The organism is Natronobeatus ordinarius (assembly GCF_024362485.1).
Lineage (GTDB): Archaea > Halobacteriota > Halobacteria > Halobacteriales > Natrialbaceae > Natronobeatus > Natronobeatus ordinarius.
Window position 1 is genome coordinate 2,307,901 of record NZ_CP101456.1, and the last position, 20,868, is coordinate 2,328,768.

General features: G+C 57.8%; 16 protein-coding genes and 1 pseudogene. 7 read left to right on the forward strand and 10 right to left on the reverse strand.

Going from position 1 to position 20,868, the window contains the following annotated elements; all coding sequences use genetic code 11:
* The first annotated feature begins 28 nt into the window (after positions 1–28).
* Positions 29–1,126, forward strand: a complete 1,098-nt coding sequence (gene btuC, locus NMQ09_RS11865) for a vitamin B12 ABC transporter permease BtuC (protein ID WP_255190794.1) — start codon at positions 29–31, stop codon at positions 1,124–1,126.
* The gene (locus NMQ09_RS11870) at positions 1,123–2,400 is read left to right on the forward strand and encodes an ATP-binding cassette domain-containing protein (RefSeq protein ID WP_255190795.1); all 1,278 of its coding nucleotides are present in this window, start codon (positions 1,123–1,125) and stop codon (positions 2,398–2,400) included. The genes btuC and NMQ09_RS11870 overlap by 4 nt, the downstream gene beginning before the upstream one ends.
* Positions 2,401–2,406: 6 nt before the next feature.
* Here NMQ09_RS11870 and NMQ09_RS11875 read toward each other — a convergent pair whose 3' ends face one another.
* Positions 2,407–3,768, reverse strand: coding sequence for a hypothetical protein (locus NMQ09_RS11875; RefSeq protein WP_255190796.1), 1,362 nt, complete (start codon positions 3,766–3,768; stop codon positions 2,407–2,409).
* Positions 3,769–4,270: 502 nt separating this feature from the next.
* On the opposite strand from NMQ09_RS11875, the gene NMQ09_RS11880 reads away from it, so the two are divergent.
* Positions 4,271–4,633 (forward strand): ribbon-helix-helix protein, CopG family, encoded by a 363-nt coding sequence (locus NMQ09_RS11880; RefSeq protein ID WP_255190797.1) that lies wholly within the window; start codon positions 4,271–4,273, stop codon positions 4,631–4,633.
* A gap of 257 nt (positions 4,634–4,890) precedes the next feature.
* Here NMQ09_RS11880 and NMQ09_RS11885 read toward each other — a convergent pair whose 3' ends face one another.
* Positions 4,891–6,126 carry a trypsin-like serine protease gene (locus tag NMQ09_RS11885; RefSeq protein WP_255194586.1) on the reverse strand — a complete coding sequence of 412 codons (1,236 nt, stop codon included), beginning with the start codon at positions 6,124–6,126 and terminating at the stop codon, positions 4,891–4,893.
* Positions 6,127–6,256: 130 nt separating this feature from the next.
* Between NMQ09_RS11885 and NMQ09_RS11890 the strand changes: the two are divergent.
* Positions 6,257–6,887, forward strand: a pseudogene (locus NMQ09_RS11890) (IS630 family transposase); the annotation flags it as partial.
* Between the two features lie 209 nt (positions 6,888–7,096).
* Here the strand turns inward: NMQ09_RS11890 and NMQ09_RS11895 are convergent.
* From NMQ09_RS11895 to NMQ09_RS11905, 3 genes are all read right to left on the reverse strand, one after another.
* Complete coding sequence (locus NMQ09_RS11895; protein ID WP_255190798.1) at positions 7,097–7,573, reverse strand: hypothetical protein; 477 nt, start codon at positions 7,571–7,573, stop codon at positions 7,097–7,099.
* A gap of 609 nt (positions 7,574–8,182) precedes the next feature.
* Complete coding sequence (locus NMQ09_RS11900; protein ID WP_255194587.1) at positions 8,183–9,487, reverse strand: IS4 family transposase; 1,305 nt, start codon at positions 9,485–9,487, stop codon at positions 8,183–8,185.
* Between the two features lie 110 nt (positions 9,488–9,597).
* Positions 9,598–10,104 (reverse strand): hypothetical protein, encoded by a 507-nt coding sequence (locus tag NMQ09_RS11905; RefSeq protein WP_255190799.1) that lies wholly within the window; start codon positions 10,102–10,104, stop codon positions 9,598–9,600.
* Positions 10,105–10,380: 276 nt separating this feature from the next.
* Between NMQ09_RS11905 and NMQ09_RS11910 the strand changes: the two genes are divergently transcribed.
* Positions 10,381–12,138, forward strand: a complete 1,758-nt coding sequence (locus tag NMQ09_RS11910) for a transposase (protein WP_255190800.1) — start codon at positions 10,381–10,383, stop codon at positions 12,136–12,138.
* A 409-nt stretch (positions 12,139–12,547) separates the two neighbouring features.
* On the opposite strand, the gene NMQ09_RS11915 is transcribed toward NMQ09_RS11910, so the two are convergent.
* Entirely contained in the window at positions 12,548–13,594 is a 1,047-nt protein-coding gene (locus tag NMQ09_RS11915) for a tyrosine-type recombinase/integrase (protein ID WP_255190801.1), read from the reverse strand.
* Positions 13,584–13,979, reverse strand: coding sequence for a DUF5805 domain-containing protein (locus tag NMQ09_RS11920; protein WP_255190802.1), 396 nt, complete (start codon positions 13,977–13,979; stop codon positions 13,584–13,586). Before NMQ09_RS11920 ends, NMQ09_RS11915 begins: the two co-directional genes overlap by 11 nt.
* Before the next feature lie 2,233 nt (positions 13,980–16,212).
* Between NMQ09_RS11920 and NMQ09_RS11925 the strand changes: the two genes are divergently transcribed.
* Both NMQ09_RS11925 and NMQ09_RS11930 read left to right on the forward strand, forming a co-directional pair.
* Positions 16,213–16,461: a hypothetical protein gene (locus NMQ09_RS11925; protein WP_255190803.1), complete on the forward strand. Its 249-nt coding sequence runs from the start codon at positions 16,213–16,215 to the stop codon at positions 16,459–16,461.
* Positions 16,454–17,167 carry a polysaccharide deacetylase family protein gene (locus NMQ09_RS11930; protein ID WP_255190804.1) on the forward strand — a complete coding sequence of 238 codons (714 nt, stop codon included), beginning with the start codon at positions 16,454–16,456 and terminating at the stop codon, positions 17,165–17,167. Before NMQ09_RS11925 ends, NMQ09_RS11930 begins: the two co-directional genes overlap by 8 nt.
* 1 nt (position 17,168) lies before the next feature.
* Here the strand turns inward: NMQ09_RS11930 and NMQ09_RS11935 are convergent, their stop codons facing one another.
* The 3 genes from NMQ09_RS11935 to NMQ09_RS11945 form a co-directional block, all read right to left on the reverse strand.
* The gene (locus NMQ09_RS11935; protein ID WP_255190805.1) at positions 17,169–18,092 is read right to left on the reverse strand and encodes a phosphoribosyltransferase HisG-related protein; all 924 of its coding nucleotides are present in this window, start codon (positions 18,090–18,092) and stop codon (positions 17,169–17,171) included.
* A 58-nt stretch (positions 18,093–18,150) separates the two neighbouring features.
* A complete protein-coding gene (locus tag NMQ09_RS11940; RefSeq protein WP_255190806.1) occupies positions 18,151–19,914 on the reverse strand; it encodes an AAA family ATPase in 1,764 nt (587 codons plus the stop codon).
* 101 nt (positions 19,915–20,015) lie between these two features.
* Entirely contained in the window at positions 20,016–20,855 is an 840-nt protein-coding gene (locus NMQ09_RS11945) for an MBL fold metallo-hydrolase (RefSeq protein WP_255190807.1), read from the reverse strand.
* Positions 20,856–20,868 lie beyond the last annotated feature (13 nt).

Sequence of the window (20,868 nt, forward strand, 5' to 3'; positions counted from 1 at the left end):
TGACTAAAGCAAGCGAGGTTGTCAACGAATGGAGTCGCCTGGCCGAATCGTCTCGTGGACTGGAGGGCTTACCGTCCTCCTCGTGGTCGTCGCCGTCGGGAGCGCAGCGATCGGTCCGGTCAGGATCGATCCGGTGACGGTCGCGCTCGCCGCACTCAACGCCCTCGTCGTCCCGTCGGGGGTCACCGCCGGCACGACGACGATTCCCGTGCTCGGTTGGGGAGTTCCCGTTCCGGGCTTCGAGTACACCTCCGTCTTCGCATTCGACGTTCCCGACACTCACCAGATTATCGTGGGCGACGTCCGACTCCCACGGATCGCGCTCGCGGCGACGGTCGGCTTCTCGCTGGCTGCCGCCGGAACCGTGATGCAGGGCTTTTTCCGCAATCCGCTCGCCGACCCGTCGATCATCGGCGTCTCGGCCGGTGCAGCGGCCGGAGCCGTCGCCGCGATCGCCTTCCCCATGCTCGTTCCCTTCGGGAGTCTCCACCTCTCGGCGTTCGTCGGCGCGATCGCGACCGCCTTTCTGGTCTACGCCATCGCGACCGAGGGCGGCCGCACGCCGGTCGCCACGCTCTTGCTCGCCGGCGTCGCCATCCAGGCGTTTCTCGGCGCGATGATCTCCTACATGCTCGTTCACAGCGGCGACAGCTTGCGCCAGGCCGTCGTCTGGATGATGGGACACCTCAGCAACACCACCTGGAGTGACGTCGGCTTCGCACTGCCCGTCACGCTCCTGGGCGTGGCCGTCCTCGGGGCGTACACCCGCGAGTTGAACGTCCTCTTGCTCGGCGAGGAGGACGCCCACCACCTCGGCGTCGAGGTCGAACGGACGAAGCTACTCTTGCTCGCCGTCGCCAGCGTCGTCACCGCCGCGGGGGTCGCTGTCGCGGGCGTCATCGGCTTCGTCGGCCTCGTGGTCCCGCACATGATGCGCCTGATCGTCGGCCCCGACCACCGCATCCTGCTTCCGACCAGCGCCCTCGCCGGCGCCTCGTTCCTCGTCGCCACCGACACCGTCGCTCGCGCCGGTCCCGCCGAGGTCCCCGTCGGCATCGTCACCGCTGCACTCGGCGCACCGTTTTTCCTCTACCTGCTCACACGCCGGGAGGTGCATTCGCTGTGATCGACGTCGACTCCATCTCGGTGTCCTACGGCGACGTCTCCGTCCTCCGGGACGTCTCCTTCGACGTCGACCGGGGCGAATTCGTCGGCCTCGTCGGCCCGAACGGGGCCGGGAAGACCACGCTCTTGCGGACCATAAGCGGCGTGCTGACGCCGGATTCGGGAACCGTCGACGTCGACGGCGTCGGCGTCGACGGACTCTCCTCGAGGGCCTCGAGCCGGCTCGTCTCGGTCGTTCCACAGGACACCCACCTCTCGTTTGCCTTCGACGTCCGGGACGTCGTCGAGATGGGCCGACACCCCCACCGTTCGCGCTTTGGCTCGCCGACGCCTGAGGACCGCGCCACCGTCGACCGCGCGCTCGAGCGAACCCGAACGGCCGAACTGGCCGACCGTTCGATCGACGCGGTCAGCGGCGGCGAACGCCAACGCGTGCTGCTCGCACGGACGATCGCCCAGGACACCCCGGTCGTCTTGCTCGACGAACCCACGGCGAGCCTCGACGTCAACCACCAGGTCGAGACGCTCGACCTCGTCCGTGAGCTCACCGACGACGGAAAAACCGCCGTCGCCGCCATCCACGACCTGGACCTCGCCGCCCGGTACTGCGATCGCCTCGTCGTCCTGGCCGACGGCGTCGTCTGCGGGCAGGGTCCCGCCGAGGACGTCCTGTCCGCAGAAACTATTTCCCGGGCGTTCGACGCGACCGCAGCCGTGACGACCAACCCCTTTACCGGCACGCCGACGGTCACCGCGCTGTCGTCGCGCGCCAGCGACGAGCCCGTCCCCGGCCCCGTCCACGTTCTCGGGTCGGGGGAGACGGCCGCCACCGTCGTCGCCCGACTCGAGGCTGCCGGCGTCGACGTCTCCGTCGGCCCCGTCTCGCGCGGCGACGTCGCGGCGACGGTGGCGCGACGGCTCGCGGTCGACCGGCTCACCGTCGAACCGTTCGCGCCGCTCTCACGCGACGCGCTCGCGACGCTCGAGAATCGACTTTACGCGGCCGCCTGCGTCGTGCTGGCGGACCTCGAAGTCGGCGCCGGCAATCAGCTCGTCCTCGAGGCGCTCTCGACCGTCTCACCGACGCTCGTCGTCGTCGAGACCCGGCCGTTCGCGGAACGGAATCACGCCGGCGAGCGCGCCGAACGGCTGTACGACGAGCTTCGACAGGACGCCGTCGAGGCGACGCCAGCGGGGATACTCGACGGCGTCGCTCGAGCACTCGATGACGGCAACCGACGCATACCGCGCTCGCTCGAGGCAGACGACGACTGACTCCGGTCAGTCCCCGGTCTCGAACGAGGCGACCACGGTCTCGGTACCGTCTTCAGTCACGCCGATCACCATGATCGTGTCTCCAGGCGCATACTCACCGTCTTCGACACTGAGCGTATAACTGGAGCCAACGACGACCTCGAAGTCGTGGATCACGGTCGTATCGGTCCGGAGATACGCGTCCGCTGCGTTGGCGGCGGACGTCACGGTGACGGTCACTTCTTCGGCATCGGCCCTCTCATCGATGTCGACTGCTAGCTGAGCCTCAGGGGACGCCGTCGAACCCAGATCGAGCACGAACGCGCTAACGACCGCGAGCGCCGGAAACACGCCGACGAACAGGAGCATCGACGGATCGTCGAACGGATCGTCGACGTCGACTTCCTCCGGGTCGAACGTCAGCGAGAGGGTCAGCGTTCGGCCGTCTTCGGTGATCTCGAGCCTCTCGAGTTCGTCCTCGAGCGCCGGTTCGCTCATCACCAGCGTGTCGATCGCCGACTCGATCGCTTCGCCGTCTGCGTCCTCCTCGGTCTCGTACACCAACACGGCGTCGACTGACACGGCCCCCTCGTCGGTCACGTCGCTCGCAGAGCCGACCGCGCTCAGCCCGTCGAACAGCTCCTGAGCCATCGGGTCCTGTGGCTCCTCGAGTCCGAGCGCCGCCGCGTCGAATTCGATCCCGGTCACCGACAGCTCACCCTCGAGCCGGTCGAGGAGGTAGGCACCGTCCTCGCGACCGTCGGAGTACCCCGAACTCGCCGACTCGTACTCGTCGATCATCACCGTAACCGGCTCCGTCGAGCTGGCGTCGACGCCGCCGAAGAAGCCGAACACGACGGTATCGGCGCTCATCGCCATCCCACTGAGCTCGTCCTCGTCCTCGATCACGTACACCTCGTATCCGTCGTACTCCGTCGGCCCGATCAGTTCCTCGTCGCCCAGTTGCTCGTGTGCGAGTTCGTCGACGAGGGCGTCGACGTCGAACGTCCCGGTCATCGCGACGCTCATCCCGACCGCCTCATCCTCAGATTCCTGCGCTCCGAAGGCCAGCCCGGTCACCCGCTCGAGCGCTTCGACGCCCGTGAAGTCGTCGAACGCGTCGTCGAATTCGGGGAGTTCGTCCTCGACACTCGCCTCGAACAGCTCCGTCGCTCGTCGCACGTCGATGCTCGTGAACATCGTGAGTTCGGGCTCGAGAAACAGGCCGGGATCGTACAACCACGACGTGTAGTCGCGCTCCTCGTCAGCGCCTCCCGCGTCGTCGCTCTCTGCCACGGACCCGCCGTCCACACATCCCGAGAGTCCGGCGAGTGCGAGCACACTCGATCCTGCAGTGGCCCGGCGAAGAAATCGTCGTCTAGATTGCATACACGAAATTCTTGTTTCGTAACAAAATACGTTTCGTCTCGGCTTCGGCGAGTCGGCAAGCAGTGATCCACCTCGAGATGGTGTCGGTCAGTTATTCGGCCGAACTGACGGCTGAGACCGTCCATCGTGACCCCCAATACGTCGAGCGACGAGGGGGTCGTTGACGTCGTTGAGTTGCGAACGACACGAAACGTGCACGGGATAGATACACTGCTATTAGGGTTGTACGAAAGCCTTCGCCAGTATATCAGAAATCAATGAGAAGGTCGTGCGCTGAATTGTAGCCGATCCGATGTTGAACCAATTACGCCCCTTCACCGTGAGCTCGAATTCGGTATTAACACGCTGTATTCGAACCGCTACCTATCCAGCTACGCATAATCGAAGTCCGCTACATCTTGCGCAAGCTTCTCAAAAACCAAGATAGCCGTAGCTGATCAGACATGGATACGAATACACTAATAATTAACTGTAATCCTATATTTTGTGTAGCTGAAACGCAATGGAACCGATTACACTCCGTCTCCAGCCGGACTTACTAGACGATCTGGATGATGAGGCTGACGAAGCGGGATTTAGTAGCCGGTCAGAATACATTCGCCACCTGTTGATGAATCGGCCTTCTATCTCACAGGGAGTAACAACCGGCATCGATACGGCTACATCCGATACCGAAACTGTGGATACGCTCGTAGTTCAAGTTGAGGAGCTTACTGAACACGTGACTGGGCTTGAGGAGCGGATCACTGACCTCGAGGACGACGTCGACGATGACTCTTCACCGGCGGATCTGATAGGAAAGTATCGGAAGCACCAATACGGTCACTCAACAAGAAGATTCCTCACAAGAGTCAACAACAGCTGATGGGTCGCCTGGCAGTGGCCAGATGGATAGCACCCCTCCCGTTGAAGATTTCATGGATCCAGATAAGGAGTGCTCCTTGCACTCGGAACGTGGCTACAGGGGGGGATGGACTACAGAGTAAAGAGGCTCGACTCCTCATGCTTGATGCTGCGACGGTTCTCAATAGGGAAGAACCGCTCACTGCTAGCAAGTTGAGAGAGTTCCTTTTCGATCGTTATCCAGACTAGCGATAGTGCACCAATAATGTTCAATTATAATCAATCCAGCCCTGGCCCATCAGATAAGTTATGTTCGTCCAAGATGTTCTCCCAAATGATTCCACGGGCATTCCCCCAAGAGGTCGCACCTCGATGAATCCCAGCCATATAGATGTCGCCGCTGCCAGTCTGACCATCAATATAGAAATGTGGTCCGCCTGAATCACCGTCATCCCGAGGTGCAGTTGTGGTAAAGTAATCATTTGACACAGATACATTATTCAATTCACCTGATGAGAACCCAGTAGTTATCCCTTGCTTCATCAGTGTTGCTCCACCGTCTTCGTTATCTTGGAGCCAGTCAGTGGTTACATAACCACTGATTGGGTTATCACGATAATTGTCTCCGGAATAACGATCTGCCATTTTGTCAGTTAGATCAGGAGAGCCAGTAATTTCTACCACGGCGGAATCCATTCGAGATCCCCAAAGGTCACTACTACTATAAGCAACTTTGTTGGTTGATCCGACTATAGTTGTGTTTTGCCCCATGTTTTTGCCTTCTTCTGCATCGAAGCAGTGAGCCGCAGTTACATAGGCATACTCACCGAGGTCTAGGTCGTAAACTCTGTAACCGCCAGTACAACCGAAATATTCTCCATCTTCCCCTTCTGTGATGATCTTACACCCTCCGGGGATAGGGCGGTATTGATAATCATAATATTGAGACTCAATTGTTGCTTCATCCTCCTCCAACTCTTCTCCCTCCATCTCATCAGTCTCTTGGAAACCCGCTTCTTCTTCTACAATAATGGGGACATCAAGAGTTGTACTCTTCCCACCATATTCTAATGTCGTGGATAAGGCTTCAGGGACTGAATCCTTAATAGACGGTTCACTTTCATTTACAGACATCCGATCACGGCGCTCACGGTTGATCTGAACTGAAACCACTTTGTTCCCAGATTTGGTTTTGACGACTACATCGATTCCTGTAGGATCTATATCCTTACTTGCTAAGCTCCGTTTTAGCTCCTGACCCGCTTTATAACGGCTTTGGGTATTTTCCCATTCATCCCGGGGAATCGTGTAGTATTCATCTTCAATTTCTGCACTTTCACGGACATCTGTTCGTACAAATTTTCTTCTTGGCACCTCTTTTTCTGGATCATCGGTTAGTTCTGCAAGTGCACTCTTGCTCAAGGAACTCACAGCAACTGAGGAGACGCCCAGTCCAGTAAGTGCCTTGATGAATCGTCGCTTTCCCATCAAATGGTAGTCGTTATTGCGTGTCATGAATGACACAAAATAGTTAATGTTCTGATCAGTAATAAATCTATTGGTGAATCTAAATATCTATGATAATAACTACAAGTAGTGGATTTTGGAATTCGAGAGTGATCTGGATCTCCGCTCTATTAAGTGCGAACGAGTCGCAGACGCGCTCGACGAGGAAACAGAGACAGCACATAACAAGCGTCCTGATGATGAGACGGAGGCTGGGTCCTCGACGACGATATTTGTACGGATGGGGGAACTGTTGTTGGTTTTTGTGATGCTTCGCATCCACAACCCTACGACAATTCACATCGACTGTGGTACGTCGATGATCCGACACTGGAACGACCGCTGGTGAAGCTTGACGAACCAGCGGTCGGGTGTTATACGCTCAACGGTGAAAGTGTCCTGACGTTCCCTGAAGATCAATCGAAAGAGAACATCTGTGCTCTATTGGAGGAGGTTCGCGAGCAGAATCCGTGTTCCCGGATTCTGCTCGTCTTGGACAACTTCTCGTCACACATCTGTGAACACACGCGCAAGCGCACACATCAACTCGGTATCGATCTCGTCTTTCTTCCGGTTGGCTCACCGCATCTTAACCCAATCGAGCAGGTCTGGAAAGTGCTCAACGCAATGCCTCGCCAACCGTCGTGGCGAGCGAGAGCGCGTTCCGCACTCTCGCTCGCCGTCTCTTCAACACCCTCACCAATCGACTTGGATTTGCCAAGTCCTGGATCGACCAATTTCTCAGTCCATATTTGCAAAAGTTATCTTGACCATGACGATCTGAATACCCACCCCCTTTTAGTTAAAATATCTTACAATGGGTCTGATATACCTGATACAACATCTGTTGATATCGATGGATGCCGCTAACGGACGCCAAGTAGCACCGAACTGCGGGATCTGTGATCGCTCGATAAGGGTGATCTGTACAATACAAAGACTCCATAGTGCATTTTGTTTTGTCAGGGCAATACGGTAATCAATACCCGTCTATACGGACATCTATTGAATCCGGCAAGCTTTTTTCATCGCTAATCCGAATGAGAAGCGAATGTGTTATGAGGTCATCATGGTCGGGAAGAAGTGGTTTATCTATAGAAATAGCAACCTGAAGGCCATTTTCAATGCGTTCAATCGAATTCAATTCAAGATCGTCTTCTGATCGCATTCCATTTTGAGCAACAAGAATATATGATTCTTCAAAATTGGTTTCTTTGATGAAGTCAGAAACTTGACCGACATCTCTAAATTCGGTGGCTGCAGTTTCTTTATTTGTTATGATCGTGTGTGACTCTTCTCTTGACCCAAATACATCACGTGCATCGAAAACATTCCCTTCGTAGTATAGCGTATCTACAGTCATACCACTAGGGATTGACGGAGATCGAGATCTGTTCCATGCATACCCTGCTCCAAGACCAAGGCCACCGACAGCAAGGAATTTCCGTCGGTCCATATTCAAATATTTGATGTGTACCACCATATGTCTTCGGGTGACTCAAACAGCTATTTGACCGACTTGCCATATCTACGGAACAGTTGATTCATTGAGTACGACGAGACTGACGACAATGAGCTATTCTGTCCATTGATGCCAGCAAGATGTAACCCGACGTTCAGAGAAGGCCCGGCTCGACTTTCGTCTCCCCCACCGCAACTCTCGTTTACAGTAGTTGGTAATACGGTTTCTTTATTCAGAACCGGAGATGAACTGAAATGAGTTGTTCGGTAACTACACCTACGAATGGAATAGACAGCAACAGACCAGAAAGATTTATAATTTATTGTTGGCAATTATTTGTATGGAACTTACGCGTGAAAATGTCCTCAAGGTGTTTGGGCCAATATCTATACTGACAGTCCTGATATTAGTGTATCTTACATCGCTTTCTTAGTGGTGGGTTCTGGGGATAACGATTCTCGTCGCTATAATTATCCCTCAGTCGATAATTCGGTTTCATCCCAGAATTGATGTCTGAATTTCCTGTACTTATCGCCCATCTGAATCGCCATATCGTAGGCATGTGGATAGTTCTATGATACCCAGCTACTCATTGGTCTTTAGCTAAGCCTCAGCAGCCGGTTGGATGGTAGTAGCGAGGTGTTCTTGCAGGATTGGTCGTTGCTTGTGGATCTTCTGAGCGTCTTCGATCAGTCGTTGTAGCAGTGGCGGCGGTGAGTAGGCGAGATACTCTCTCAGTTCGCGGAGGATGAGCTGGGCGTGCGACCGAAAGGTCGCCGCCCAGCGTTCCGGCGGAAACACGATCCCATCATCAGCGTGCTCTATGACCAGACCGAGTAAATCACGACTCACGACCAAGGATAACAACGCTGCGTACAGCAGAATCTCTACGATGTGCTTCTTCGTCGTGTCGAACTCGTCCAGTTCGTACTGCGTCTTCAGTTCACGGAACAACAGCTCTACTTCCCATCTACATCGGTAGATCGTCGCTAGATCGGCCGGGAGAAACTCTTCCCGAGAAAGGTTCGTGATGTACAGATGGTAGTCGTCGGCGTCCTCGTTGCGGACGCCGACGACGCGGAACCGTTTCGTATCACGTGACTGCGTGCCCGCGTACTCTCGTCGGTCAAACTCAACCTCGACTTCCACGTCGATGTACTTCCGGGAGAGGTCATCCACGATGTCGAAGATCTTCTCGCCTTCCAAGGGAATGGCGCGGCCGCGCCATTCCCGTAATTCCTCCGTTACAACCGGGTTCGCGCTCTTTTTCAGTCGGCTCACAAAGTAGCCGTCGTTCTCGTCGATCAACGCGAACCGCCGGTACTTGAAATAGGCGAGGTCGAAGATCGCTAGCCGTCCTTCCAGCCACGATCCTGTGTTAAACAACGTGCTGTCGTGCGTTTTCTCGTCTGTGACGTTGAAGTGTTCGACTGTCTGGTCAGTGACGTTGTGGAGCAGGTGGAGCTTCGCTCCAGCCTGCTCCTCGTGACGTGCTTTGTACGCTTCAGAGAGCAACTCGTGCAACCGCAGGACGGTTCCATCAGCAATCATCACGTCCCTAAAGCGGTCGAGCTCATCAGAGACGGTGTGAGGGACAGCGACCTCGTCGAACCCGTATTCGACGAGGTCGCGGAGGTACTCTGCGAGCGTCGGAGTCAACCGCTGGTAGAAGCCTCCCGGTGAGAGCGACTCGTCAGCAGTGGAGTTGTAGGTGCGTCTAAAGGCCGCAAGTGTTCGGCTTTCGCCTGCGGCGAAGCCGAACGCGAACGACCAGACAAGTGGCGGGATCTGAAGCTTCCCCTCGCGCTCGACCACGCCGACGGCATCAGCGTGGTCTTCGAGCGCTTCAGAGGGAAGGAGGTTAGTGAGATGACGTTCAATATGACGTGAGGAGGGTTCTGTGTGCATAGCTGAAGCCTCCTCATTCCTTCCGAAAAGTGCCACCGATAAGCCGCCGCTGTCATGCGGTTCTTCGCTTAGCTAAAGACGGATGCCCAGCTACTATTATTAAAGTGGATTCAGAATCGGTCTTCGTCAATTTGCCGGAACACTTCCTTCATTTCTTCAGGTAATTCCGATGGATGTGGTCGCTGATCTTCCCACATCATTTTTGTATACTCTTGTATTTCGTCTGGATCATCAACCCACTCGAGGAACTCCTCTTTGCGATCAGTGTATTCCCGTCTTGCATTCACCAATCGTTCGTGACTCTCTGTGAGTCCAAGATGACGCATTCGCTGTCTGATGTAATGGCCCAACGCAGTCAAGGTCCACACGCGACGGAGCGTGTCATCCCGATACGCCTGGTCCGGTACGATTAGTCCGAGGTGGACCGCTTCGTCTCTCCGATCATTGAGATAGCCACGACTCACATCCAATAGATCGTCGATCTCGTCAAACCGATACCCCTCACTATTAAGTAGCGAGATCAATTCAACCGCTCCTTTTCGGTCAAAGAAATCTGATAGCTCAGTGTAATCAATTTCATCGAAGTCTGGAGACGTATCCCGAACATCGTCTGGCATTAGGTACTACTCTGTGTTGGAAATCTATTCATCCTATACATCGATTTATAATGTACTGAAGTACAAAATGAACTAGAGTGAATGCTGTATCATCATATAGTCTGAATAGTGGTTCGCTAATTCCGCTTATGTGGCTCAATCCCGAACGTATTTCCAGAACCTCCAGAACCGACATCCCAATAAATCAGTTCAAATTGTATCTACAGTGTACTCCCATGATCTGTCCTCACACGCTTCGCCGACTGCTCCCAGTCAAATACAAGTGATAAATCTGCTATGAGTGAAACTGATGACCGGTACCAGCTTGCTCTAACGAGACAAGTTGATGAACTCATTGAGGCGGAGAGCGACTGGATTACGCTCGCCAATGAGCTAGACGTAGATCGGTACAAACACCAGGACACATGTCCCGAATGGACCTCTTCGACGCCATTTCGCCCCATGTTCCTCGCTTATCTGTGGGCAACTGTAGAGGATCACCCGCTTACAGGCATTCCAGGGAGACTCGAGGACCGACCGAAACTTGCACAGGCGTTTGGGTTCGACCCAGACAATCTCCCCTCTGAAAGTACATGTAAACCGGTTCGACTTGAGGGCCGATTTGAGAACCTCCAATCGGTTGTGGAATCAGCTGCGGACGATATTCAATCGATCGCGATTGAACGCGGTGCTCCTATTGGATGTGATCTTCTGAAGCAACAGCACGAGGATACCACCGATGATCCTCCGTCAAATCGAACGGTGCAACGGCTGTTGCGAAAGAAAGGACGAGATGTACTCGAAGAGCTGAAACGGAGTATCATTCCCTCACTATCGATTCCGCGTCCAGACGACGCCATCTATGACGAAGAGGAGTTGCTCGTCTTGGAGTCGGTTGCAGCAATCCAGCAATCGGCAGCAAACGATGCAGGAATAATCCATGGTGATCTGAAGAATCCAGACCCAGATCTAGATGATGCCTTCTACGAGGATGGTCCATCTGGGGAGACGCTGCTGGAATCGATGAAGAACATGTCGGTTGATCAGATTTCGACGGTGATGAACTTCGCATTACGAAAGACGTACACGCGCGTGAAGCCCCGACTCAACGAACTCGAACACGAGAACGGGTCACGGTTTGGAACCAGAGCGAAAGTCGCACTGGATATCACGTACGTCGCGTACTACGGTGATCGAGATGAGGTAGTGTGGGTCCAAGGGGCACCTGACGGCAAAGAGTACGACTGGTGTCACAAATTTGCGACTGCCGTAATCGTCGGAGACAACTCGCACTATATCGTTGGTGTCTGTCCGCTCGGTAGTACTGACTACGCTGACACCGATGCCTATGCTGGTGATGATAAGTCCTATTACGTGGGCGATGTCGCCCGGCGACTCCTTTCGATCGCCGAGAAGTACGTGAACATTCGGATGGTGTACGCTGACCGGGAGTTTCATGCCGCAGACGTGATTTACACGCTTGAAAACAAGGATTTGAAGTACGTGATCCCGGCAGTGAAAGACCAACATCGGATCGGACCGATGTGTGATCGGTTCGATCAGTTGAAACGCGGATACAATGAAGAGAATGATACCCCATTATACGTCAAAAACGACTTCCCCATCCACGGCCCTGTGAAGCATGATGTATCGAACACGAAAGTCTATACGAATATTGTGGTACTACCCCCTGATGAGGACGACGATGCAAATGAGGAGGGATCTCCGCAACCGTTTATCACGAATCTCGAAGTGAGCGATGAGGTCGCGTTGGATCGACGATGGGCGAGAAAGGAAATTGAGCAGTACAGTGATCGAGCCGCAATTGAGAACTCCTACTCATCGGTGAAGAAGTGTGCTGCATGGACGACGTCAACGGAGATCGAAGTCCGATGGTTCCATTTTGCATTTGGCTGTATCATTTACAATCTGTGGCTACTGGTTGACTTTCTCGCCCAGGAGCGGATTGGGGTGATCGAAACGAGAAAGAAACCCCGTATCACCCTCTCCAGATTTCTCGAGTGGCTCAAGAAGGAGTTGATCACACTCATTTAATTCGCGTTCTGGTTTGCATCTCGTGAGAGATATCTGTAGGTAGCGGCGCTGTTTTCGACCTTATTTTGGACGTTCGGTCTGTAAATCACTTTTTTGTTGTGTTTGAGAAGTGCTTTCGACCAGTCGTAACCCATTTTCGAAGGCGATTGTCGCGTTTTCGTGAACGTTTTGACCGGCATTCGCATCGCACCGACGTCAGTTGTGTATATCATTATGGAGTTTATTCGGAGTGTGTCGAACAGAGCTCCTTTCATTTCGGTGATGAAAAGCCTCCCGAGAGACACCGACTGACCGGATTCTGCGGCCGGTAGCAGTCGACGCCTCGACTGCAGGCAGGATTGGCCAGACGCCGGCTCACCCGTTCGGCCAGGCGTATAACGCCACGATGTGGCCGATAGCGTCAGACCACTCAACACAGCGAATAGACGTGTCGTTCGTACACCGTCCGAACTCGATCGCCCCAGTTGTGGGTGTAGGTGTCGATGACGTCGCTGGCGACGTCGCCGCGCAGATACTTGACGACGCCGCGATCGCCCGTCCGATCTCGCAGATGGGTCGTAAAGAAGTGCCGGAAGTAGTGAGGCGTCACGTTCTCCGCCGCCCCGCCCCCCGTCCGATACCAGCCGTGACGACGGGCGTGGCGTTCGACGACGTACCGGACGTCCGACGGCTGTAGCCGCTGTCCCCACGACCCGCCCGTATCCAGAAAGAGCGGATCGGCCGGTGACACGGCGTCCGGTCGAATCGCCAGCCACTCGAGCAGGACCTGCTCGAGTTCGTCGTCGACCGGGACGACCGTCGATCGCTTTCGCTTGTTCGACGCGGTTCGTACCTCGCCGTTGACGGTCGCGCCACGCACGGCGTCGGCGTCGACGTAGAGCGATCGCGGCCGTCCCTCGAGCTGTACCCTGGGGGGCACGTCGACGTCGAGTTCGTCAACCTCGAGGTTGAGATCCTGACGGTCGAGGTTGCAGAGTTCGCCGACGCGCATCCCCGTCTTCAGCAGCGTCACGACGACCGCCCGCTCGAGCGGGTGGGCAATTTCGGCCACGAACGTCCGCATCTCGGCGACGGAGAGCTCCCGCCGCGTCGGGTTCGTGTCGATCGACTCGTCCATCTCCTCGAGCACGAGCGCCATGGGATTGGCGTCGAAGACGCCGACTTTGGCCATGTAGTCGTAAAACCGGTGGACGTAGGAGGCGTAGATCGCGATCGTGCTCGGCTCGAGCGAGCCCCGGAGTGAGTGTACCCAGGCCATACACTCGCGCTGGCCGACCTCCGCCGGGGTAGGCGAAGCCCCCATCTGTTCGCCGACGAACGCCTCGAACCGCCTGAGTACCCGTTCGTACGCCTCGATCGTCCGATCGCTTCGGCCGTGGTAGCGCTGATCCTCGAGAAAGTACGCGATCGGATCGTCGACTGCGTCCGCAGCCCCGGGATCTGGCTCAATCGCCATTCGGTTCACCCTCCACGAGCGTGTAGCCGCCGTGGCGTCCGCTGTATCGAATTCGATTGGCCGACTGGAGTTCCCCGAGTGTGTCGTCCAGTCGCGACTCGACGTCGTCTGTCACTGCCTCGAGGAGTTCCTCCCACGAATACGTGTCAGCGGCGAGTAACTCGAGGACCTGTGTTTCGAGGGCGTTACCCCCAGGGGTTGCGTCCGAAGAATCGGGTTCCTCGTGACCGGTTTCGAACCCCCGTCGTCCGGCTTGTACCATGGCACGAACGAACTCGCTGAGGCTCATCTCGAGCTCGTCGGCGTGATCTTTCCACGCTGCCTTCTGGTACGCCGGGACGTACGCCCTGACAGATGTGTTAGATGTGTCGCGAGACTCTCCCATATCGAAGCGCTCTCGCGGCCGGACCTTCAATCTATCCCTACATTCAGATTAAGATCCTAATGTTGACTGGCGTATCTGTTTTGCTGGCAGTAATGGGGATTCTAGTGGAGATTAAATATGTAGTGTGGACGTAGTTTAGGATTAAAAACAGAGAGGAATAAGTACGTCAGTCAAGATTTGGGGCTTTCGGGTAGCGACACTGTGCGTGCTCAGAGCGGGCAAACGCTACTCGAATCAGGATCACTTCGACGACAGGTTCCCCCAAGCTGATCGCACTCGCCGAATACAGCAGCCGTTCGCTCACGCGGTATAATCCACACCAATTGATACGATTGGCGAGTAACCGACGAGAGACGACACGATCACACACCAGTCAGCAACCCTCGAAGCGGCTTCCAACGTGCCACAGATTCGTTTCCCAGCAGCGTTTACCGACGATTCTTCGACAGTTGGCCGGACGCCGATCCCGGTTGGCTCCCGTCAGTCTGTTCACCGGCGATGTACCGGCGTTCGGATTGACGACAGCTCATAGAACGTCGGGGTAAACTCTCCAGGGCTTGTCCTCGAGCACATTCACGACGGGAACGTCCCGTCGGATGCGCAGCGAGAGCCGTGTCGGTACGACCGAGAAACAGGTTCGCGCTGCCGAACGTGTCTGATTGAGGGTCGTATTCGAGAGACTCGGCGACGCGGATTCGGCGGCCGCACGATAGAACATAGCCACGGGTACCGACGTGAGACCTTCGCAGTCGCCGGGCGACGATACGATCCGCGCTCAACCGACCGATATAGCGGAGGAGATCAGCACGCAATCGAAGTAGGTGACGCCAGATGCACTGGCGCCACTTCGGGGAGTGGGGTGAATGTCGATCAGGACGGAACCCACCGCTCTGTACGTGGGCTACGTCCGGGCCGAGGCGAGCGGCTCGCTCGGTCTCGACTCCGGCTGGATCGTTCTCCGCTAGCGAGTCGAACCAGCTGGACGACCGCCATCACGAGGGATGACGAACCCAGCGTTCCACCATGGCGAGCTGTGATCGACGAGTCGCTCGAGTACTATTGGTATCGAGTTCCACGCTGCCCGTCGCGCAATGACTGAGTTCGTACTGGCAGTTGGGGGCCGTCTGTGACGGCCGGATCCCTGGGTGAAACGGCCTGTGACGGCCGTGGATCGCGAGCCGCCTGTGTCCATGGGAATCCATGCCCTACGGCCCTGGAGTCGCCTGTGGGCGGTCTGTCGCTCTGAGACAGTACACTTGGCTTCGGTCTTCGGACCCGGCTACCGACGTTCGTGAGGGCACCTGTGAACCGAGATACAGCCACTGGTACTGACTCGAGGGAGGAGTCGAGGCACCCGGTATCCGGGTGTGTTCTCGGTGGACCGCACCAGTGTCCCGTGGCTCTCGACGGATCGACGTCGTCTTCGTTCGGGAGCTGCTGCTCGATCGACGGGCCGATAATCGAGACTCGAGTTGCGAAATCGAGTCGAACTCAGGTAGATTCCGAGTAGGCGCACGGGTCGGGTAATCGGCCGTCGTCGACCGAGCTCCCTCTTTCGTCCAGGATGGGCGACGAAGTGAACACCGGTGTTGCAAGTTCTGGCCGCCGGTCCGCCGAACGCAGCAGGAGAGCGTCGGTCTACGGGCCCAGCCGGCACCTCGATTGCCTGTCGACGACCTGCCGTGGCGCCCGGTTCCTGCACGGTTCGTTCGACGCGTTTCCATGCAGGCTCTGTCAGTGAGAACGTCGTTCATCGTCGACTTCGACATCCGCTCGAGGAAGTCGAAAACGGATTCGGAGACTGTCGATCGTGGCGTTCGATATCGGTTCGAACGACCGAGCCTGTTCACTCTCCACCTCGTAAATCAAATAACGCTATATCTAATCGGCCGGGTGTGGCCCCACCAGATTCCGTGGACGACAAGGCAGTCCTGCCGCACACGAGGTCACAGGCCGGAGAGAGCCGAATAGTCGGTCGATACGTGCTCGAGTTTGTGAGACGATAACTGGGTGTGTTGGCACACGAAAAACAGCATTCGACGCGCCGGTCTGGCCGAGACGACGGCCACTGCAGTAGGTCACCCTCGACGGAATTTCAAATGCTCGAGAAATTCAACCACTCGAATTTCTCGAACGGGCCGTTCGAGCCAGTAGATCCAGTCACCGAGTATGGAGAACCAACCGAACTGAACGTTGCGTTTAACAATGTTTCTTTTCCCCCAACCAGTGGGGCATGACCGATCCTCGCGTCCGGTTCACCGCCGCTGCATCCGCCGCCCGGCGGGAGTACGGGCGGTACCTCCTTCAGCGGTCACGAGCGTTTCGGGAGACCTGTCCAGGGTACACCCAGACGGTGCCGTTAGCCGGGAGCGTCATTTCCTGCTGCAACGGTCCGTCGTCTGAAGACGTACGATTGCCGACGACGCGTAACACCGACCGCACCGCCGCCGACTATCTCCTTCGCCTTCACGACGATGCCTGAACTCGCCTCCCTCGGCCGGTTGCGCTACACGTTCGAAGAGTACGAGCAGCTGCTCACCTCACTACTCGAGGACGGCTACACGTTCACCGACTTTTCGTCGCTCGAGTCGAACGAGATCGTCCTTCGCCACGACGTCGATCTCTCGCCGATGCGGGCGCTCGAGATGGCCCGGATCGAAGCCTCCCTCGGCGTCCAATCGACGTACTGCGTGCTCCTGACGACGCCGGTGTACAACTTACTCGAGGTCGACCACGTGAACGCACTCAGCGAAATCGTTGCGTTAGGTCACGACGTTGCCCTTCACTTCGATACGCACCACTACTGGAGCAGTCGCCCGAACGTGGACGAACTCAGCACTCGGGTGCGTGCCGAATGCGACGTCATCGGCCAGTTGATCGGTGACGAGGTCGACGTCGTGTCTTTCCATCGGCCGCCGTCGTGGGTGCTCGACGTCGACTTCGACGGATTCGTGAACACGTATGGGCCACAGTTTTTCAGCGAGACGACGTACGTTTCGGACTCGAGTCAGAAGTGGCGGGCCGAGTCACCGTTCCCTGACAGTCGACCCGATCACCTGCAGTTGCTCGTCCATCCGGGGCTGTGGGGGCCAAACCCACGGCGGATGGACGACATCCTCGCGGAACTCGCCGTCGAACGGTACGCGGACGTCGACGCGTACCTCGACCCGATGGAGTCGAAAGCCTGACTCACTCGATCGCGAGCGCCGTCTCCGCCCGCGGTGCGGTGAGCAGCGATCGAACGGCCTCGACCGTCTCGTCGTGTTCGGCCGTGTTCTCCATTAGGACGGTCTCGCTGGGGAACAGTCGATCACCGAGTACGAGTCCGTGTTCGCGTGCGGTCGAGCCGGTCACCGTCAGGTAGACGCCCACCCCGGCGTCGGCGATGGCCGCTTCCTCCTCGAGATCCGCTGACGGATACTGGAAGGTTACCCCGTCGAGCACCTGGGTTCCGAGGACGGCCTGGACAAGCCGTTCGTACCGCGGCGCGATACAGAGCGAGCCGGTGTACGTCTCGAGAAACGCTCGGTCGATCGCCTCCGACGGTGGTGCGACCTCGGGAGTCGCCATCAGCGTGTGATACACCGTGTCCCCGAGCCCAGTCACGACCCGAACGTCGGTATCGGCGGGGTCGATCCGGGCGTTGACGTCCTCGATCCGACCGAGCGGTTCGGGACGGAGCGTGACGACCTCCTCGAGAACGAGATCTGCGCTGTCGAACCCGAGGGCGAACTCGTGGGTTCTGAGAGCGCGAAACGGCTCCTCGCGACCGACGAGCTGAATCGCGCTCCCATCCGGGACCCCGTCGACGTCGTCGAGCGGTATCGTCACGCTGTCGAACACGATGCGGCGAGGCTTCCCGTCGCGGTCGTCACGAACGAGCGTGTACTCAGGGCCCATCGGCTCCTCGACGGTGCTGTAGGCAGCGAGACGATGGTAGACGTCAGCAGTGTCGGCCTCGAGAGCTCCTTTCGTGACGGCCTTCTCGTGACGCAACGTCGAGATGACGTCGTCCGCGAGGTCGGTGACGTCGAGCCGGCGTGCCAGTCGATCGAGCACGGACTCGAGCGGGCGTCCCTTCCGTGGGACAGCTATCGGAATCGTCTCGCCCATCGGTCACCCCTCGATGGCCGACGGGTAAACGGGTTACGTTTTCGAACTCGGCGACCGTTCAGTTCGAGAACATCGAGCCGAGCTGGTCACGCCACGCCTGGATCTCGTCGACGTCCTCGCGGACCGCCTCGAGGTCTTCTTCGAGGTCGTCGACCGACTCTTCGAGGTCGTCGACCGACTCTTCGAGGTCGTCGACCGTCTCATCGACGGATTCGAGATCGTCGACGGCCTCGTCGAGTTCCGAGGTGACGGACAGCAGGTCCTCGTCGACGTCGTCGAGTCGTTCGTCGGTTGCTTCGAGATCGGACACAACGGCGTCGACGCTCGAGTCGAGTTCGTCGACGCGTCCGTCGACGGTCTCGACGTTCGACTCGGTCGCATCGAGTCGGCCGGCCATCGACTCGAGGTCGTCCTCGAACGACGCCAGTTCGGCTTTGAACTCCTGGATGAGCTGCTCGCCAGTCCCGTTCTCGTCGAGGAACTCCTCGAGTGCGGCGGTGTACGCCGTGACTTCTTCGACGCGCGACTGGAGGTGGTCGACCTTTGCGACCTCGCTCGGCTTCGGCTCGAGATCGAGAGCCGAGCGAAGGACGTCGAGGTCGTCGTCCTCGAGCGTCCCCTCTCGGAGTTCGGTGGCGAGTCGAGCACCGACGGAGTCGAGCGTCGCGACAGGTGCTGGTTCGTCAGCCTCGACGGAGACGTCGGTCTCGGTTTGGGTGGGCTCCTCGTCAGCGTCGTCCTCGTCCGACTCCTCAGCCAGGGCGTCATCGTCGTCGACGGCTTCATCCTCTTCGTCCGTCTCTTCGACATCGTCGACGACCTTGTCTGCCTCGTCTTCAGCGTCTTCGTCCGTCTCTTCGACGTTCTCGTCCGTCTCTTCGACGTTCTCGTCCGTGTCCTCGACGTCGTCGACTACTTCGGCGTCTTCGGCGTCTTCGTCCTCGATGGCCTCGGCTTCGTCCTCGTCCGTTTCTTCGACCGCCTCCTCGAGTTCAGACGTTGTACTGTCGGCTGCTTCGTCGTCTTCGCCATCGCCGTCGCCTTCGTCGTCGAGGTCGAGTTCGAGGTCGCCGTCTTCGTCGTCTGCACTGTCCGCCTGGTCGACGGCTTCCGCCGCAGCCTCGAGGTCGAGTTCGATCGCCGGGCCTTCGTCGTCCTCGTCGTCGGTGTCGGGAAGTTCGTCCTCGCCAAATCCGAGCTCGATGTCCGGCACGTCGTCGTCTGTAGCGTCAGGGTCGGTCACGTCGACCTCGTCGAGATCGACGTCACCGAGGTCCAGGTCGAGCTCGAGATCGCCATCCTCGTCGTCCTCATCGTCTTCGAGTCCGGGTACGGCGTCGGAGTCGCCGGAGATCATGTCCTTGACGACCTGGTTTCGATCGTCCGAGACGATGTCGTCGATCGTCGCATCGTCGACCGCTTCACTGTCCGACTCAGATGCGACCGACGAGACGTCTGTGCGGACGTCCTGGATCGTCGGTTCGACCAGGAACGCTGCGGCTTCGTCCTCGTCGTCGATACGGATGCCGTAGACGGTGACGAGCGATTCGTCCGGTTCGATCGTCCCGGCGAACTCGACGTGGTTGTCCTGGAAGGCCGTCCACGCGTCGCTGTGGTACTCGGGATGGAACCCGACGTTGTCCATCGGGAACGACTCCGGGATCGGTTCGACCATCCGGAACGAGACCTCGCTGTCGTGTGTCGACTCGATCTCGAACCGGATTGCTGGAACAGGAAACTCATCGGGTGTGAACGACTTCCGGATCGTCAACCCGTCAGCGCTCACTTCGATGACGTCGTCCGTACTGGCGGTGCTGCTCATGAGACCAACGTTAAGTGAGCATTACCATAAATGGACCGGGAGTTTCAGGCGCGACGACAATCGGCCGAACTGACTGACGGAGAGCGGTCGTCTCTCGCAGGTCAGAGCTCGATTTGGTCGCCGATCTCGACGAGCTCGAGCCGTCGCGGATACTCGAAACTCGCCGCGTGGTGGTGCAGCGCTTTCGGATCGGCGGTCAACCCCCGCCACATGTCCCAGTGGCTCGGCAGCAGCCGCTCGAGGCCCAGCGCGGCGGCGGCCTCGACGACCTGGTTCTCGTCGTTGTACCACCGCGTCCGTTTGGGCTCCCGGGTCTGCTTGTCGGGGATCATCCCGACGGTGCCGAAGGCGAGGACTCCCAGGTCGATGTCGTACTCGGAACCGATGCGCTCGAACGCCTCGGACGGCTTCGTATCGCCGCCGTGAAAGAACGTCCCGGCGTCGTGCTCGACGACGTAGCTCACCGGATGGGTCGCGTCGGGGTCGTTCGCGGCCTCGACGTGGACCGTGAACTCGCCGAGCTCAAAGCGATCGCCCTCGTTGACTTCCTCAAACTGCTCGTCGTCGACGGACCACTCGTCGGTCCAGGCTTCTTCCTCGAGGGCGACCGCGAGGCTGTCGTCGGGTGCGTAGAACGTCGCGTCCGTCCGTTCGAGGATAGGTGCCTGGCTCGGCCCGTGGACGTGGTCGGTGTGTTCGTGCGTCGCGAGGATCGCGTCGGCCTCGGCGACGTCCGCGGGGTCGAACGGCACGGGGATCATCCGGACGGTTCGCGGTGGATCGCCCAGGCCGACGTAGGGATCGATGAAGATCGTCGTCCCCTCGTTCCCCTTGAGGACGAAGCCGTTACAGCCGAGATACCAGATTGCGACCCCGTCGGGGTCGGCCGATTCGATCGCACGCGGGAGCCAGTCTCCCCAGTCGCTCGTGATCGTAGGCATACCCTCGAGTGAG

Bases quoted from the DNA above. Each gene is read 5' to 3' on its own strand.
- btuC (WP_255190794.1), top strand. From the start codon at position 29: ATGGAGTCGCCTGGCCGAATCGTCTCGTGGACTGGAGGGCTTACCGTC.
- NMQ09_RS11875 (WP_255190796.1), bottom strand. From the start codon at position 3,768: ATGCAATCTAGACGACGATTTCTTCGCCGGGCCACTGCAGGATCGAGT.
- NMQ09_RS11880 (WP_255190797.1), top strand. From the start codon at position 4,271: ATGGAACCGATTACACTCCGTCTCCAGCCGGACTTACTAGACGATCTG.
- NMQ09_RS11885 (WP_255194586.1), bottom strand. From the start codon at position 6,126: ATGACACGCAATAACGACTACCATTTGATGGGAAAGCGACGATTCATC.
- NMQ09_RS11895 (WP_255190798.1), bottom strand. From the start codon at position 7,573: ATGGACCGACGGAAATTCCTTGCTGTCGGTGGCCTTGGTCTTGGAGCA.
- NMQ09_RS11900 (WP_255194587.1), bottom strand. From the start codon at position 9,487: ATGCACACAGAACCCTCCTCACGTCATATTGAACGTCATCTCACTAAC.
- NMQ09_RS11905 (WP_255190799.1), bottom strand. From the start codon at position 10,104: ATGCCAGACGATGTTCGGGATACGTCTCCAGACTTCGATGAAATTGAT.
- NMQ09_RS11910 (WP_255190800.1), top strand. From the start codon at position 10,381: ATGAGTGAAACTGATGACCGGTACCAGCTTGCTCTAACGAGACAAGTT.
- NMQ09_RS11915 (WP_255190801.1), bottom strand. From the start codon at position 13,594: ATGGCGATTGAGCCAGATCCCGGGGCTGCGGACGCAGTCGACGATCCG.
- NMQ09_RS11920 (WP_255190802.1), bottom strand. From the start codon at position 13,979: ATGGGAGAGTCTCGCGACACATCTAACACATCTGTCAGGGCGTACGTC.
- NMQ09_RS11925 (WP_255190803.1), top strand. From the start codon at position 16,213: ATGACCGATCCTCGCGTCCGGTTCACCGCCGCTGCATCCGCCGCCCGG.
- NMQ09_RS11930 (WP_255190804.1), top strand. From the start codon at position 16,454: ATGCCTGAACTCGCCTCCCTCGGCCGGTTGCGCTACACGTTCGAAGAG.
- NMQ09_RS11935 (WP_255190805.1), bottom strand. From the start codon at position 18,092: ATGGGCGAGACGATTCCGATAGCTGTCCCACGGAAGGGACGCCCGCTC.
- NMQ09_RS11940 (WP_255190806.1), bottom strand. From the start codon at position 19,914: ATGAGCAGCACCGCCAGTACGGACGACGTCATCGAAGTGAGCGCTGAC.
- NMQ09_RS11945 (WP_255190807.1), bottom strand. From the start codon at position 20,855: ATGCCTACGATCACGAGCGACTGGGGAGACTGGCTCCCGCGTGCGATC.